The organism is Microbacterium sp. NPDC056057 (assembly GCF_042266945.1).
In the GTDB taxonomy this organism is placed as follows: Bacteria; Actinomycetota; Actinomycetes; order Actinomycetales; family Microbacteriaceae; genus Microbacterium; species Microbacterium trichothecenolyticum_C.
The window spans coordinates 171,430-187,042 of record NZ_JBHJWS010000003.1 but is presented as its reverse complement, the minus strand read 5'-3'; the positions used below and the strand labels follow the sequence as shown (position 1 = coordinate 187,042).

The 15,613-nt window shown below is 70.8% G+C and carries 12 protein-coding genes; 1 reads left to right on the top strand and 11 read right to left on the bottom strand.

The genetic code is table 11. The features are described from left to right. Positions 1–49: 49 nt before the first annotated feature. From ACFC1K_RS12935 to ACFC1K_RS12885, 11 genes are all read right to left on the bottom strand, one after another. Positions 50–3,298, bottom strand: coding sequence for a lamin tail domain-containing protein (locus ACFC1K_RS12935; RefSeq protein WP_375871949.1), 3,249 nt, complete (start codon positions 3,296–3,298; stop codon positions 50–52). Positions 3,299–3,377: 79 nt separating this feature from the next. Then, positions 3,378–4,094 carry a copper homeostasis protein CutC gene (locus ACFC1K_RS12930; RefSeq protein ID WP_375871948.1) on the bottom strand — a complete coding sequence of 239 codons (717 nt, stop codon included), beginning with the start codon at positions 4,092–4,094 and terminating at the stop codon, positions 3,378–3,380. Positions 4,095–4,176: 82 nt separating this feature from the next. Continuing rightward, positions 4,177–4,383 carry a hypothetical protein gene (locus ACFC1K_RS12925; RefSeq protein WP_375871947.1) on the bottom strand — a complete coding sequence of 69 codons (207 nt, stop codon included), beginning with the start codon at positions 4,381–4,383 and terminating at the stop codon, positions 4,177–4,179. 201 nt (positions 4,384–4,584) lie between these two features. Then, positions 4,585–6,420: a 5'-nucleotidase C-terminal domain-containing protein gene (locus ACFC1K_RS12920; protein WP_375871946.1), complete on the bottom strand. Its 1,836-nt coding sequence runs from the start codon at positions 6,418–6,420 to the stop codon at positions 4,585–4,587. 100 nt (positions 6,421–6,520) lie between these two features. Continuing rightward, a complete protein-coding gene (locus ACFC1K_RS12915; RefSeq protein WP_375871945.1) occupies positions 6,521–7,237 on the bottom strand; it encodes a copper homeostasis protein CutC in 717 nt (238 codons plus the stop codon). Then, positions 7,237–8,580, bottom strand: a complete 1,344-nt coding sequence (locus ACFC1K_RS12910; RefSeq protein ID WP_375871944.1) for an alpha-L-fucosidase — start codon at positions 8,578–8,580, stop codon at positions 7,237–7,239. Before ACFC1K_RS12910 ends, ACFC1K_RS12915 begins: the two co-directional genes overlap by 1 nt. Beyond that, positions 8,577–10,154 (bottom strand): M81 family metallopeptidase, encoded by a 1,578-nt coding sequence (locus tag ACFC1K_RS12905; RefSeq protein WP_375871943.1) that lies wholly within the window; start codon positions 10,152–10,154, stop codon positions 8,577–8,579. The genes ACFC1K_RS12910 and ACFC1K_RS12905 overlap by 4 nt, the downstream gene beginning before the upstream one ends. Then, positions 10,138–11,118: an ROK family protein gene (locus ACFC1K_RS12900; RefSeq protein ID WP_310291370.1), complete on the bottom strand. Its 981-nt coding sequence runs from the start codon at positions 11,116–11,118 to the stop codon at positions 10,138–10,140. Before ACFC1K_RS12900 ends, ACFC1K_RS12905 begins: the two co-directional genes overlap by 17 nt. Continuing rightward, a complete protein-coding gene (locus ACFC1K_RS12895) occupies positions 11,115–12,062 on the bottom strand; it encodes a carbohydrate ABC transporter permease (protein ID WP_375871942.1) in 948 nt (315 codons plus the stop codon). The genes ACFC1K_RS12900 and ACFC1K_RS12895 overlap by 4 nt, the downstream gene beginning before the upstream one ends. Then, positions 12,052–12,960 carry a sugar ABC transporter permease gene (locus ACFC1K_RS12890; protein WP_310291375.1) on the bottom strand — a complete coding sequence of 303 codons (909 nt, stop codon included), beginning with the start codon at positions 12,958–12,960 and terminating at the stop codon, positions 12,052–12,054. The genes ACFC1K_RS12895 and ACFC1K_RS12890 overlap by 11 nt, the downstream gene beginning before the upstream one ends. Before the next feature lie 46 nt (positions 12,961–13,006). Beyond that, positions 13,007–14,269, bottom strand: a complete 1,263-nt coding sequence (locus ACFC1K_RS12885; protein WP_310291378.1) for a sugar ABC transporter substrate-binding protein — start codon at positions 14,267–14,269, stop codon at positions 13,007–13,009. Positions 14,270–14,459: 190 nt separating this feature from the next. Here ACFC1K_RS12885 and ACFC1K_RS12880 point away from each other — a divergent pair, with 190 nt between their 5' ends. Then, positions 14,460–15,611: an ROK family protein gene (locus ACFC1K_RS12880; protein ID WP_375871941.1), complete on the top strand. Its 1,152-nt coding sequence runs from the start codon at positions 14,460–14,462 to the stop codon at positions 15,609–15,611. Positions 15,612–15,613 lie beyond the last annotated feature (2 nt).

Sequence of the window (15,613 nt, the reverse complement as noted above, 5' to 3'; positions counted from 1 at the left end):
GCGCGCCGCCCCTCATGCTTCCGAGGCGTCGCCGGCGCGCCGTGATACCTCAGTCCCGCACGGTGGAGACGGCATCCGTCTCCACCGCCTTCGCGTACTGCAGCGCCAGCGGCACCGTGAACGCGTCGTCCTCTTCGGTGTAGCGGTGCTGCAGTCCCTGCGCAAGGATGCGCCAGGGCCGTTCGTTGGACGCAGTCGCGGCGTCGCCGTCGTCGGGAAGGAACTGCGTGTAGTCGTACGGATGACTGGCCGTGGCGCCGAGCGGAACCGAGAACGTGTCGACTGCAAGCAGTCCCGCGGCGAGATCGACCTGGAGCAGTCGCTGGAAGCCCGTCGCCCGCTCCCCCGTCGGGGTGCGGAACTCCTGATAGTCGGCGAGCGCCTCGAGCACGGTGTGCCCGGGGATCCCGCCGGCGTTCTCGGTGACGATCGCGCCGAGCCCGTGGAAGTGCCCCGACAGCACGAGCACGACGTTGCGGTTCGGTGCGACGACCCGCTCCCACAGCAGGTCGCCGTGCGAGACCCACCGCGAGGTGGTCGAACGCTCCGCGTCGTCGGTGGCGGTCGCCGGCGTCAGATGCTCGTGCGTCGAGATGACGATGTTCGCGTCCCGGTGGGCGGCGACGACGTCCCGCGCCCAGGCGACCTCGCGCTCGCCGTACGCGTACGGCAGCGAGATCATCACGAACCGCGCGCCGCCCGCGGCGAACGACGACCAGTTCGCGCTGTTGTCGTCCGCGGTGAGCGAGCCGCCGAACCACGGCTGGTCGCGATACCGCTCCGGCCCGAAGTACTCGTTGAAGAGGTCGTTGCTCACGCCGCGTTTGTTGTCGTGGTTGCCCGGAAGCACGCTGTTCGCGATTCCGTTCGCATCCAGCACGCCTTGCAGCCGCGATGCCACCTCGTACTCGCGGCGGGCACGCTCCTCCGTCTGGCCCGGATCGACCCAGTTCTGGATGAGATCGCCCGTGTGGGTGACGAACGCGAGCTTTCGCGTGTCGGCGTTCTCCGCCAGCCACGCCACCTCTCCCGCGTACACCTCGGGGTACGCCTCGGAGTAGTACTGCGTGTCTGTGATGTGCCCCAGAGCCACGTCGTAGTCGGCGGGGTCGGCGAGCCCGTCCGCGTCGGCCGCCGCCGACTCCGCTCTCGGCACCACCTGCACCAGCAGCTCGGCCGTGCCGTCGAGGATCTCTTCCTGGCGCACGACTCCGTCGAGTCGTACCGATGCGGTGGCTGCGGCATCCGCTGCCGTCACCACGCCTGCGGCTTCGTCGAGGGCGCGCCATCCTGCCCGGCCCGTGGTGCCGGCGGACGGAGCCCAGACCGACAGCCGCACCTCGGCCCGCCCGACGGTGCGGCCCTGCCACGAGATCGTGCCGCCGTCGTCGGGCAGCCGCACGCGCATCCGCACGTAAGGCAGGTCGTACCCGTCGTCGCGCGCCGTGAGTTCTGCGGCAGAGACCTCCTGCTCGCCCGGCGCGGTCCTGCTCGTGAGCGGTGAGGGCCAAGACCCGGTGTGGGCGGCCAGCACCTCCAGCGGGGTGCCGTCGACGCCCGAGGGGACGACCGCGACGGCGGCGGCCTGGCCCGCGGCCGCATCGGCCGCGCCCGATCGGGCGCCGTCGAGTGCGCGCTCGATGAGATCGTCCGGAGACACCGCGCGGCGCGCGGCCAGCACGCCGGGGGTCGCCGCGGCGGAAACGAAGTCGCTCGCGTCATCGCCCGTGAACGCGGCGCGCTGCAGCGTCTCGCCGCGCACCCGATCCACGGCGAAGGTCGACAGCGCGAGTCCCTTCGTGCAAGGGCTCTGGACGTCCACGCTGCTGTCCATCTCGTTGCGGTGGAAGATGCCGACGCTGTCGACGCGGCGCCCCTCGGCGTCCTGCACCCACACGCCCGCTCCCGCGAGCTCGAGCGCCTCGGCGTATGCCGCGTCGGCCGCGCCGGCCGCCGGTGTTCCTTCGAGGGCGGCTGTCCACGTGTCGTCAGGACCCAGCACCGTGCCCGGAGCCACGACGGCGAGGTCGTCGAACCGGCGGAAGCCGTCGGCACCGCACGCGACCAGCGTCCAGCCCGAGATGTCGACCTCGCGTGCTCCGAAGTTCGCGAGCTCGACGAAGTTGCGCCGAGGCACCCCGTCGATCTCGGGGTCGGCCGCGATCTCGCTGACCGCCACCCCCGGTCGGTCGTCGTGCGCGAACGCCGTCGCGATGGAGGAGGCCTCGGAGGGCGACCGCTTCGCGTTCGGGGCGCCCGGGGTGCGGCTCGCGATCGCGAAGCCGCCCTCGGCCTGCCGCTGCCAGCTCTCCCCGGTGCGGTAGTCCAGCGTCGAGGGCAGCTTGTCGCGTCCGGTCTGGCAGGCGGTGTCCTCCCGGGAAGACACCCCGACTCCGTCGACCCGGCGTCCGTCGGCGTCGACGAGGAGCACACCGTGCACGGGGTCGGCGAGCGACGTCTCGACGCGGATGTCCGCGTGATCCGCGAACCCGGGACCGCCGATCACCAGTCGCTCCCCCGGTCGCAGTCTCGCGCTCGCATCGAACACGTGCTGGAGCGCCTCGCTCGGGGCGGCTCCGGTGGCGGTGCAGCGAAAGAGCCGCCAGCCGTCGAGGTCCACGACGACCGGGCCGTCGTTCTCGAGCTCGACGAAGTCGTCGCCGCGCCCGGCCGGGCCCGCCGCGGCGATCTCCGACACCCGCACCGACTCGTCGGCGGCGATCGCAAGCACGTTCCGCTCACCCGGGGTCGCGACGGCGCGCACCCAGCGCCCGTCGTCGGACGACCCGGCGCGCTGCCAGCTCTCGCCGAGCGCCGCGGCAGTGGTCACCGGCAGCTCGGCGCCCCCGCCGCATTCCGACGTCGTCGGCGCAGGATCGTCCGAGTACACCGCGAGCGCGTCGACGGTCTCGCCGGACGGGGCGATGATGATGAGCCCGTACCCGCGCTCTGAGAGACGGGTCGTCGGGAACGCCCGCCGCTCCCCCGCCGCGAGGATGACTCCGCCCAGGTCGGCCTCGGGATCCGACGGGCGAGACCGCAGGCCCTCGTCGTCGCAGCGGAAGACCGCGTACCCCGTGAGATCAACGGGGCGATCACCGGGATTCGCGAGTTCGAAGAACCCGGAAGCCGGGCCCCGAACTCCTGCCGGCGCGACCTCGACGAGCGACACCGTGCCCGTCGACGTGATGATTCGGGGCGATTCCGCCGCACCGGCGGGACCGCCGACCGAGGCCGCGATCGCGACGAGGAGAACGGATGCCGCAAGGAATGTGGTCACACGTTTCGTGGCGCGCACGCCTCGACGGTGACCCGGCGAGGTGAACCGGCACGGGCGCGGCGGCGATCATCCGGTGTACGGCTGCGGGACGCTTGCCTCAGCCGGCGGCGGCGACGGCCTCCGCCACGACCCCGGGGTCGGTGACGTCGTGGCCCGGCGAGCCGCCGCCCGGGCCGGACGGAGCATCGTGGCCCGCGCGCGCTCGCGCCGACAGGTGCACCGCATCGACCCCTGCCGCGAAAAGTGCCGGGATGTCGGCCGGATGCACGCCGCCGCCCGCCATCACCTCGACAGCTCCCGAGCGCGTCGCGAAAGCCGCCAGCATGGCGAGCCCGTCGATGGAGCGCGGCGCACCGCCCGAGGTCAGCACGCGGTCGACGCCCTCGGCCACCAGCGCGTCGAAGACGGCCGACGGATCGGCCGCGGCGTCGACGGCCCGGTGGAACACGAACGTCGCGGGGCCCGCAGCATCCCGCCACCGGCGCAGCGTGTCGACGTCGAGGCCGCCCGCCGAGGTCAGCGCGCCGACGACCACACCTCCCGCGCCGCGATCCACGCACGCGCGGATGTCGGCCGCGACGAGCGCGACCTCCTCGGGGTCGTAGACGAAGCCGCCTCCGCGAGGACGCACGAGCACGTTCACGGCCGCCGGCTCGACGGCCGTGAGCACGGCTTCGAGCGTCGCGAGCGACGGCGTCAGCCCGCCGACGTCGAGGGCCTGGCACAGCTCGAGGCGCGCGGCACCGGCCGCGATCGCGGAGCGGGCCCCTGCGGGGTCTTGGACGGCGATCTCGACGGGGCGCGGTGCGGACATGCCGTGAGCCTAGCCCGGCGGCGCGCCCCGCCGCAGACATGGTGAGACCCGCCGCGCTCCCGGGCGGCGGGTCTCGACGGATTCAAGAGAATCGCAGCTGCCGCGGCCCCGCGAAGAGGTGCCGGAACCACACGCCGATGCCGGCGATGACATGAGACGCCGGGCTTTCCGGCGTGATCGTCGCGCCGCGGTCGGCGATGCTGCGGAGAATCTCGTTCTCGCGATCCAGGGCGGCCGCCCGCTCGCGATCGAGCCGGTCGGCCGTGAAGGTCAGGGTGCGCCCGTCCATGGCCGTTCCTTTCATGAAGCTCGCCCGGGTTGGCGAGGGTTGTGTGATGTGAGTCGCGGACGCGGCGCCGTGATACGCCAGGCCGTGAACACGGCGTCCCCGCATCCGGTACCGGAATCGGGGGCGCCCGGTACCGGCCCGGCCCCGGCGGAACGGAGAAGGCCCGGCATCCCGCAGGATGCCGGGCCCTCGCCTCATGCGTCAGAACACCGGCGTGCCCGCACGCACCAGCCGCCAGTTCTCGACGTGGAAGTCGGCGGGGTCGATCACCCCGGTCGCCGAGGCGTACGCGACGATCGCCTCGCGGATCGCGACCTGCGCGTTGTACACCACGGGCGCCGTCGCGACGTGGGGGAATCCGCCGCCACCTGATTGCCGGTAGTTGTTGATCGCCACCACGAACCGCTGGTCGGCCGCCACCGGCGCTCCGCCGAACGCAAGGTTCGCGATGCGCGACCCTTGGGGCTGGGAGATGTCGATGTCGTACGTGACGCCCGAGAACTGGTCGAAGTTGTAGTCGGGCGTGTTCAGTGCGTTCGTCCAGGTCGCCGGTGCGACCGGGGCATCGGGTGCCACCTGCTGGAAGTATTTCGCCGAGTACTCGAGGTAGTCCTTGATCTGGGCGCCCGTGATCACCGACGCGAGCAGCGTGTTGTCGTAGATGTACAGCCCCGCGACGTCCTTGATCGTCACCTGCCCGGCCGGGAACGTCGCGGCGCGGTTGAACGGCGCGGCGAGAGAGATGATCGGAAGGGATGCCTCGGGGGTGCCGGCGATCGCCTTCGACACGGTGTCGATCTGCACGTGGTGGACGTAGTCGAGGATCGCGGTGTCCTTCCAGCACGACTCGGCGGCGGACAGCACTTCGGTGGACGTCGCGACCGGCGTGTTGACGTACGCGACGACGGCGTCGTGCTGCGCCTTCACGACCTGGACCAGGGCGGGGTCGTCGACGACGGTGTTCGTGTTGACGGTGAGGGACTTCGCTCCGGTGACCGCCCACTTGCCGCGGTCGATCGTGAGGGTGAGGTCGAATACGCTGAGGCGCTGACCCCAGTTCTTCGGCTCGCTCATCACGACCTGCTTGCCCGTGACCTTGTTCGTCACGAACCGCTGCGGGATGTCGAGGTGGGCGTGGCCGAAGAGGATCGCGTCGATGCCGGGGACCTGCTCGGCGAGCAGAGCCGACGCGTTCTCGACCGGGATGTCGGTGCCGTAGGACGACAGGCCACTGTCGCCGGCGTGCACGCTGGCGATGACCACGTCGACGCCCTCGGCGCGCATGACGGGCACCCAGCGGGCGGCGGTCTCCACGACGTCGAGCACGTCGATGCGGCCGCTCACGTTCGCCTTGTCCCAGATGACGACGCCGGGGTTGGTGAGGCCGAGCACGCCGACGCGGATCGGCTTATAGCCCGGGATGTTCATCTTCTTCACGACATAGGGCCGGAACGCGGGATCGGTCGTGCCCGCGTGCACGGCGTTCGCGGCCAGGGCCGGGGCATCCAACTGCGAGATCCAGTTGTCGAGGAAGTCGAGCCCGTAGTTGAACTCGTGGTTGCCGAGGGCCACGGCGTCGTAGCCGATCGCGTTGAACGCGGCCGCGATCGGATGCACTGCTCCCGACGCGGTGACCGGATCGACGGTCGCGTAGTAGAAGCCCAGGGGCGACCCCTGGATCGTGTCGCCGGCGTCGAACAGCAGCGTCCGGCCCCGCCCGCGGTCAGCGCGGATCTGGTTCACCAGGCTCGACACACGCGCGAGCCCGATGGTGTTGCCTGCGCTGTCGCTGTAGGCGGCGTCCTTGTAGTAGTCCCAGTTGAGCGCGTTGGCGTGGATGTCGGATGTGCCCATGACGGTGATGGTCACGGACTTCCCGCCCGGTGCGGCGAGCGCCTGCGGCGACTGCACCCAGCCGGCCGCGGCGAGCACGCTCGCCGCGGAGACGCCGACGAGGAAATTGCGTCGACTCAGACCCGAGTGGGGCGGGTTCTCCGCCGTGGTCCCGAGGTCGTGGTCGGATACGTGATCAGGCATGTTTTCTCCCATGGCGAGGATCGAACCACGCTCCCGGGCACGCCGACAAGAGTCCGCGGATGAGGAAACTCTCAGCAATCGCTCCGACCGGCAGCGGTGCTCAACCCCGGGCGGCGGCCACCGCTTCCGCCACGATCCCCGGATCGGTCACATCGTGCCCGTCCGTGCCGCCGCCGGGTCCCGCGGACGCGCCGAGCCCCGCGCGCCGGCGCGCCGAGAGGTGCACGGCGCCCACGCCGGCGCGGACGAGGTGGCGGATGTCGGCCGGCGCCACTCCCCCGCCTGCCGTCACTTCGAGGTCCGGCCCGGCGAGGCGTGCGTACGCCTCGAGGCGGTCGATCCCCTGGATGCTGCGCTCCGCGCCCCCCGACGTCAGCACCCGGCCGATGCCCTCGGCCAGCAGGGTCTCGAACACCTCGGCGCTGCGCGGCGACGCGTCGATCGCACGGTGGAAGACGAGCGTCGCAGGGCCCGCGGCATCCGTCCACCGGCGAAGCGCCTCGCGGTCGGCGCGGCCGTCGCGCTCGAGCGCGCCGACCACGACGCCGCCCACCCCCCGCGCGACGCAGGCGCGGATGTCGGCCGTGACGACTGCGACCTCGTCGGCGTCGTACACGAAGCCGCCGCCCCGGGGACGCACCAGCACGTTCACCCTCTCGGCGCCAACCGCGTCGCACACGGCCTCGATCGACCCCATCGACGGCGTGAGACCGCCGACGACGAGCGCCTGGCAGAGTTCGAGCCGATCCGCACCCGCCTCGATCGCCGCACGGGCGCCCGCGGCGTCCTGCACCGCGATCTCGACGGCCGTGGGCATCACAGCTCGACCCGGAGGGCGACCGCCGGCCCGGCGCGGAAGGCATCGGGGACGGTCGCGTGCGAGCGGCCATCGGGCGTGCGCTCGAGCGCCGCCTCGGAGCCGTCCGCCCAGCGCGCGGGCCGGCCGGCGAGCTCCTCAGGAAGATCGAACTCGCCCGCGGCGGGGTCGAGCGCGATCACGTTCACGACACCCTCCGCGGCCGTGTAGGCGCGTGGCGCGCCGGTCTCCTCGTACGCGCGCACCCACGGACGCGTGGCGTAGATCGCATCGCCGTCGCGGCGGAGCCACCCGCCGAGCTCGCGCATGGCGCGTTCCTGCAGCTCGGGGATCGATCCGTCGGCGCGCGGGCCGACGTTGATCAGGAGGTTGCCGTTCTTGCTCACGACGTCGGCGAGGAGGCGGATGAGGGCGGCGCCCGACAGCGAGTGACTCGCATCCTCCGCCTGGTTGTAGCCGAAGGAGTACCCGAGACCGCGCGTCGACTCCCAGGGCTCGGCGACGATGTCGGCGACGTGGGTGTACTCGCGCGTGAGGAAGCCGTGCCGAGGCACGCCCCAGCGGTCGTTCACGGCGCCGTCCGGCACGGCCGCGAGGTACCGGCGCAGCAGCGCGGCGACCGCGTAGTCCTGCTGCCCCTTGCCGCCGTCCGGCCACTCGATGTCGTTCCAGAGCAGGTCGGGGCGGAAGCGATCGACGAGCTCGTCGAGCTGGGCGGCGGCGTACCGCGAGAACCACTCGTCCGCACGGCGGAACCGGAAGAGGTCGGTGTCTGACTCGATCGGCGGGTAGTCGCTCACGTGCCAGTCCAGCGCACCCGAGAAGTAGACGCCGAACCGCGTGCCGGCGCGACGCGTCGCGTCGTGGAGTTCGGCGATCAGGTCGCGGCGCGGGCCGCGGCGGGCCGCGCTGAACGACGTCGTCGCGGTGTCCCACAGGCAGAAGCCGTCGTGGTGCTTCGTCGTGGGGACGACGTAGCGCGCGCCCGCGTCGACGAGCGCGCCGACGAAGGTGTCGGCGTCGAACCCGCCCGGATTCCACTGGTCCGCGAGGTCCTCGTAGCTCGTGCCGGTGCCGTACAGCTCCTGGTGGCGCCGCCACGTCGGGCTGCCCGCGATGCGCACCGTGTTGGCGTACCACTCGGCGTACTGGTGGTGGGCATAGGCGTCCTCGGTGGGCACTCCTCCGGGAGGGTGGGCCGGCGCCCAGGCAGGCACGGAGTACAGCCCCCAGTGCACGAAGAACCCGAGCTTCGCGTCGCGGTACCACTCGGGGACCGGCGTCTCTGGGTACTCGGGGGCCGCGTGGCCGAGGTCGGGTCCGGTGCGGGTCTCGAAGTTCATGCGCGTGCCTCCATGCCGCGGCGTCGGGTGACGAGTGCCGCAAGGTCGGGCTCGTCGTCGGTGGTGGCGAACGGGTAGGTGCCGGGACGCAGTCGGGAGTGGCCGAGGCGCAGCAGATCCTGGTCGACCCCGCCGGGTGTGAGCGCGAGCGTCCATCCCGCGGCCAGATCGTAGAGCTCGGGCTCGAGATAGCCGATCTTCACGATCACGATGTCGGCCGTCTCGGGGTCGAGTCCCAGCATCCGGAAGTCGTCGAGGTGGTGGAAGGGCTTGCGCCGCTCTGTCACGATTGCGTGCACGGCGCCGCGGCGGAGCACGACCTGCGTACCCGCGACCGGGTCGCCGCCGGTGATCGAGACGACCTCGCCGGTGACCTCGACGGGCCCGCGCGGACCGGGATCGACGCGTCCACCCACGTGCACCGTGACCGTGGCGCCGAACCCCCCTGCCTCGGCGGCGCGCACCGCCTCCGGATCGAAGACGGATGCCGCGAGCACCGTGCGCGACGCATCCTGGAGGTCGGCCCGCTCGAGCAGGCGTCCGAGGGTCCACGAGACGTCTCCGGCGCCGCCAGCCGTCGGGTTGTCGCCCGAATCGGAGATGACGTAGGGCCGCGGCGCGTCGTCCGCCAGAGCCAGATCGAGCGCCTCGTCGAGGCTCGCGGTCGGACCCACGAAGACGAAGTCCGCCCGTGCGTCCCAGTACCGCTGTCCGAGTCGCTCCGCTTCGTGCGCGATCATCTCCGGGTCGTCGCCGGTCACGATGACCGTGGCGTGGCAACGGGGCTCGTCGGCCCACGCGTACCCCACCCACACGGCGGCGTCGACGACGCCCTCGAGCTCCTCGACATCCGGGATCGTGCCGTACAGCCCCTTCGCGGGCTCGAGCCGCGTGCTCGTCTTCTCGCCGGGCAGCAGCACCGGGACGCGCACCCACGCCTTGTAGGGGCGTCGCGCATCCGGGTCGGCGCCCGAGGCGCCGCGCAGCCGCTCGAGCAGATTGTGCACCGCGCGCTGCTTGGTGTTCATCCAGTCCTCGTGCGGCGCCATCCGGTAGCACGTGATGAGGTCGACGGCGTCGAAGAGGGCGTCAGACACGTTGCCGTGCAGATCCATCGATGCCGACACGAGGGTGTCGGGACCGAGCGCCTCGCGCACCGCGGTCGCGAGGTCGCCCTCGGCGTCGTCCATGCCCACGACGCTCATGGCGCCGTGGATGTCGAAGAAGAACGCGTCGAACGGACCCTCCGCACGGATCCCCTCGACGATCGCCTGCTTCATGCGCGCATAGGTCTCCGGGTCGACAGCCCCACCGGGCAGGGAACGCCCGTGCGTGAGGGGAACCCAGGCCGCAGCATCCCGCAGCTCCTCCCCCTCGGCGAGGAAGGGATAGTACGCGAGCAGCTCGTCGCCGGTGCGGATCGTGAACGCCTCGTCGCCCGAGATGTGCGGGGAGAACGTGCTGGACTCGATCGAGATGCCACCGATGCCGACGCGCGGGCGCGCGAGCCCCGACGGGTGGAGCAGGCCCAGCGGGCCCTTCCAGATCTGATCGTGGTCAGGACGCGACGTCACGGAGGAGCTCACCTTCTGCGAACTGTTCGGAGGAAAGGGATCGATAGGATGCCGCCGCCAGCGCCGCGGCGCCGAGCACGACCGCATCGCCGCGCAGCGTGCCGGGAACGATGCGCAAGGGAGCACCGGACACCGGCGGATCGGTCAGGAGGGTGGCCTCGACGGCGGGAGCGAGCAGGTCCCACGCCGACGCCACCCCGCCTCCGACCACGGCGAGCGGCACGTCGACGAGGGTCGCCGCGGAGATGCATGCGAGGGCGACCGCCCTGCCGGCGTCGTCGAACACGGTCTTCGCGACGGGGTCGCCGATACGCGCCCGGTCCGCCACGACCCGCGCCGACACGACGCCATCGCCGGTCGCCGCCGCATAACGGCGCGCGATCGAGGTGCCCGAGGCCAGAGTCTCGAGGTGACCGGTGCGGCCACAGGTGCAGACCAGGTCGCTGTAGCCCGGAGTGTGGCCGATCTCGCCGGCAGCGCCGTAGGGACCGTGGCGGAGTCTGCCGTCGAGCACGAGCGCTCCGCCGACGCCGGTGCCGAGCATCACGCCGAGCACGTCGGCGCCCCGCCCCGAGCCCCATGCGGTCTCGCCGAGGAGGAAGGCGTTGACGTCGTTCTCGACGCGCACCTCGACCTCGAGCCTGTCACCGAGCCGCTCGCCGAGCGGGAATCCCGCCCAGTCGACGAACATGTCCGACGCGGCGCGGATGGCACCGCTCTGCGGGTCGACGACCCCCGCCGCGCCGACACCGACCGCATCGGGACGCACGCCCGCGTCGTCGGCGAGCTCCTCGACGAGGAGCGCAGCCGTCTCGGCCATCGCGGCGCCACCGATGCGGGCCGGGGTGTCGCGCGTACGGCGCGCCAGCACCGTGCCGTCCGCGGCGACGAGGGCGCCGGCGGTCTTCGTGCCCCCGATGTCGATGCCGGCGACGACGGCGGGGGCCTCTGCGCACCCGCTCATCGGCCGCCCAGCCCGGCCATCGCGATGCCCTTCACGAGGTGCTTCTGCAGGACGATCACGAGGATCGTGGTGGGGATCATCGAGATGATCGCTGCCGCCATCTGCAGGTCCCAGCGCGTGCCGGTGAGGCCCGAGAAGCTGGCGAGGCCCACGGGGAGCGTGCCCAGTGTCGCGTAGTCGACCGTCACGATGAGCGGCCAGAGGTAGCTGTTCCAGAACGACAGGAACGTGAACACCGCCAGCACCGCCACCGCCGACTTGGACAGCGGAAGGATGATCTGGAGGAACGTGCGCACCGGACCCGACCCGTCCACACGGGCAGCCTCTTCGAGCTCGAACGGGATGCCGCGGAAGAACTGACGCATGAGGAAGGTGCCGAACGCCGTGAAGGCGAACGGGAAGATGAGCGCCTGGTAGGTGTTGACCCATCCGAACCACTGCATCACCTGGAACATCGGGATGACGAGGACCTCGGCCGGCACCATCAGGGTGGCCAGGAACAGCACGAAGACCGCGTCGCGGCCCTTCCAGCGCAGGCGCCCGAACGCATAGCCCGCCGTCGTCGAGACGATGAGCACGACCAGCGTGCCCGCGACCGCCACGAACAGCGAATTGCCGATGTAGGTGAGGAACGGCCCGTAGGCGAAGACCTCCGCGAAGTTGCCCCACTTGATCTGCGAGCCGACCAGCGTCGGCGGCATCGAGAACATCTCCTCGTTGGGCTTGAGCGCCGAGAAGAAGGCGTAGACGAGGGGCGCGACGAAGATGAGCGCCGCCAGGTAGATGCAGATGTGCGCGAGGACCAGGCGGATGCGCTCACCCGGCGTGCGCGCGGCGGTGCGGCGGCGCGCCGGGGGCTCCTCGACGAACTCGTCGTCGGACGTCATGAGCAGCGTCTGCTCGATCGCCGACGCTTCCTTGTCGGTCTCGGTGTCAGTGCTCATAGTGCACCCACTTCCGCTGCGCGGCGAACTGCATGCCTGTGATGAGGATGATGATCGCGAAGAGGATCCACGCCGCTGCTGCCGCGAGTCCCAGGTCGCCGAAGGTGAAGCCCTGTTCCCAGATGAACATCACGAGCGGCTTCGTCGCGTTGCCCGGGCCACCGCCGGTGAGCAGCTGCGGCTGCGCGAACACCTGGAGGGCGGTGATCATCGTCATGATCGTCGCGAAGAAGATCGACGGCGAGATCATCGGGATCATGACGCTCCAGACGAGGCGGAAGCCCCGGGCGCCGTCGATGCTGGCCGCCTCGAGCACGCTCTCGGGAAGCTGCTCGAGCGCCGCGGAGAAGATCAGCATGTTGTAGCCGAGTCCCTGCCACACGCTCATGGCGACCACCATGATCATCGCCCACGAGGGATCGGCGAGGAAGTTCGGCAGCGTGACGCCGAACCAGCTCTGCGCCAGCCCGTTGAACAGGCCCTGCGGCTGCAGCATCATCTTCCACACCAGGACGTTGGCCACCATGGGCACGACGACGGGGATGAAGAAGAGCACGCGGAGGGCGCCACGGCCGCGGATACGCGGCCCGAGCCCGATCGCGAGCGCGAGAGAGAGGGCGATGCTGAGCGGCACGTACAGCAGCGTGTACACCGCGGAGTTGCGCAGCGCCGGCCAGAAGTCGGGGCTGCTGGTGAACAGCTTTGCGTAGTTCTCGACGCCGTTGAAGGTGCGGTCGCCGAACGTCGGCCAGTCGTAGACGCTCATCACGATCGAGAGCCCGACGGGCACGATCGTGAACAGGGCGAGCCCCACCAGGGCCGGGCTTGCGAAGCCCAGCGCCTGGCGGGCCTCGGCCCTGGCGAGCGACCCGCGACGTGTCGTCGTCGTGGTCGTCATTGCTCTGCTCTCTTGCTCACGTACGAGGGTTCGAGGACGAACCCGGTCAGTTGCCGAACTGCGCCTGGGCGCTCTCCAGCAGGTCCGACATCTCCATCTGGCCGTTGTAGACGCTGACGAGGTTCGGCTGGATGTAACTGTCGAGCTTCTCCCAGTTCTTCGTCATGTACAGCGGGACGGTGGTGGCGAACGCCGACTCGAAGACCGTCTGGACCTGCTCGCGGTACTCCTCGTCGATCGAGTCGAAGTACAGCGGCTGCGACTCGGTGCGTGCCGGATACGAGCGGCCCGACGAGGCGATGTAGTCCTGCGCGTCCTTGCCGAGGAGCGATCCCAAGACCTTGAGCGCCGCCTCGGGGTTGTCGCACGTCTTCGAGATGCCGTAGCCCGAGCCGAGGATCGGTCCGGAGTTGCCGTGGTCACCCGCCGGGAGCGGCGCCATGCCGGCGGCGAAGCCCGACTCGTTGTTGAGGTAGCTCACCGCGTTCCACGTGCCGTCGACCGCCATGGCGGCGTTGCCGCCGGTGTACTGGTTCTCGCCCCAGCCCGTGTCCGACGCCGACGCGACCGGCGCCGCGACGCCGAGGTCGGTGACGAGACCGGAGTACCACGACGCCGCGTCGACGAAGTCGGGGTCGTCGATGTGGAGCGTGCCGTCCTCGGAGGCCGGCTGCTTGCCCGAAAGTGCGATGGGCATCGACATCCACTGGTAGCCGCCCATGCCCATGCCGAAGCCGTACTTGCCGTCGGCCGTCGCCGTCGTCGCGATGTCTTCGAAGTCGTCGAAGGTCCAGTCGATCTCGGGCGTGGCCGCACCGGTCGCGGTCAGCATGTCCTGGTTGTAGTAGACGAGCATCGTCGCGACGTCGAAGGGAACGCCGTACAGGCCGCCCTCGAAGCTCAGGATGCCCTCGGCGCCCGGGTTGAAGTCGGCGAAGTCGAGACCCGCGGTCTTGAGGTCGTCCGCCGACAGCTCGCGGAATCCGTCGGTGAACCCGCCGAGCTGCGCACCGCTCATACCCGTGACGCACGCCATGTTCCCGCTGGCCATGTTCGTGGTGAGCTTCGTGAAGAAGTCGTTCCACGGCGCGGTCTGGAGCTTGATCGTCACATCGGGGTTCTCCTCCTGCGCGATCGCGACCTGCTTCTCCAGCGCCGTGGTGTCGGCCTCACTGCCCGCCCACATGTCGACGACGATCGTGGGCTTGCCATCGGTGGAGCTCTCTCCGCCCGAACCGCTCGCACACCCCGTCAGGACCACCGCTACGCCGGTGGCTGCGGCCACCGCGCCGACGCGCAACTTCTTCATCGAATGCCTCCTATGGCAGCCAGTTCTCACAAGGTTATTTCGATTCTCGAACCAACCTTGTACTCTTGTGTCGCAAGTCACCCTCGCAGGTTTCGATCAGTGACGCAACCCGAACATCGGATGTTTATCGACGTGTGATACTTCGTCACATCTCGGAAACACGGCCAGACCACCACCCGCGAAAGGGACCATGACCCCCGACACCGACCGCTCTTCCGCAGATGAGGACCTGTCCCGGCGGATCATCGATCTGATCGCGCGCGGGCAGGCGAGCTCGCGCAGCGAGCTCGCCGCGGCCCTCGGACTCGCGCCGTCGACCGTCAGCCTGAGGGTGCAGTCGCTGATCGACGCCGGGCTCGTGACCGAGCGGGGCGACGGCACGTCACGCGGCGGCAGACGCCCGCGGCTGCTGGGCATCGACGAGGGTTCGGGGATCGTGCTCACGGTCGACCTGGGAGGCGGACACGCCCGCATCGGCGCGCACTCGCTCAGCGGCGAGCTGCGCGAGACGCGTTCGATCCCGGTCGCCCTCGCGGACGGCCCCGAGGCGACCCTCGACGCCGTGTGCGTGGTCTTCGACGAACTCGCGCGCGACACCACGGTCCACGCGATCGGCATCAGCCTTCCCGGCCCGGTCGACATCGACCGCGGCACCGTCACTCAGCCGTCGCGCATGCCCGGGTGGCCCGGCTTCCGCGTCCCCGATTACGTGCGGCGCCGCTACGGCGTCCCGGTAGCCGTCGACAACGACGCGAACCTCGCCGCACTCGGCGAGCACCGCGCGCAGTTCGGCGCGAACGGCCACAGCATCACCGTGAAGGCCGGCACCGCCATCGGCAGCGGCATCATCGTGGACGGCCACATCCACCGTGGGGCAACGGGCGCGGCAGGCGACATCACGCACACGCGCATCGACGGCAGCGGCGACATCCCGTGCTCCTGCGGCAACACCGGCTGCCTCGAGACCGTGGCCAGCGGCGCGAGCCTCGTGCGGCAGATGCGCGAGCGCGGGCGGACGGACGTCGAGACCACCGCCGACGTGCTGGCGCTGGCGCGCGACGCGGAGCCGGAGGCGACCATGATCGTCCGTACGGCGGGGACGCACCTCGGTCAGGCGCTGTCGGGCGTCGTGAACTTCTTCAATCCGCACGCCGTGTTCCTGACGGGCAGCATGAGTGCGTCGGAGCCGTTCATCGCCGCGGTGCGCAGCCGGGTGTACGAGGCATGCCACCCACTGGCCACCCAGCAGCTGCGGATCGAAGCCGCGCAGACGCGCGCTGACGCCATCCTCCACGGCGCCGCGCGGTGGGCGCTCGACAACCTCGAGCTGCCCACCGCCTGAGC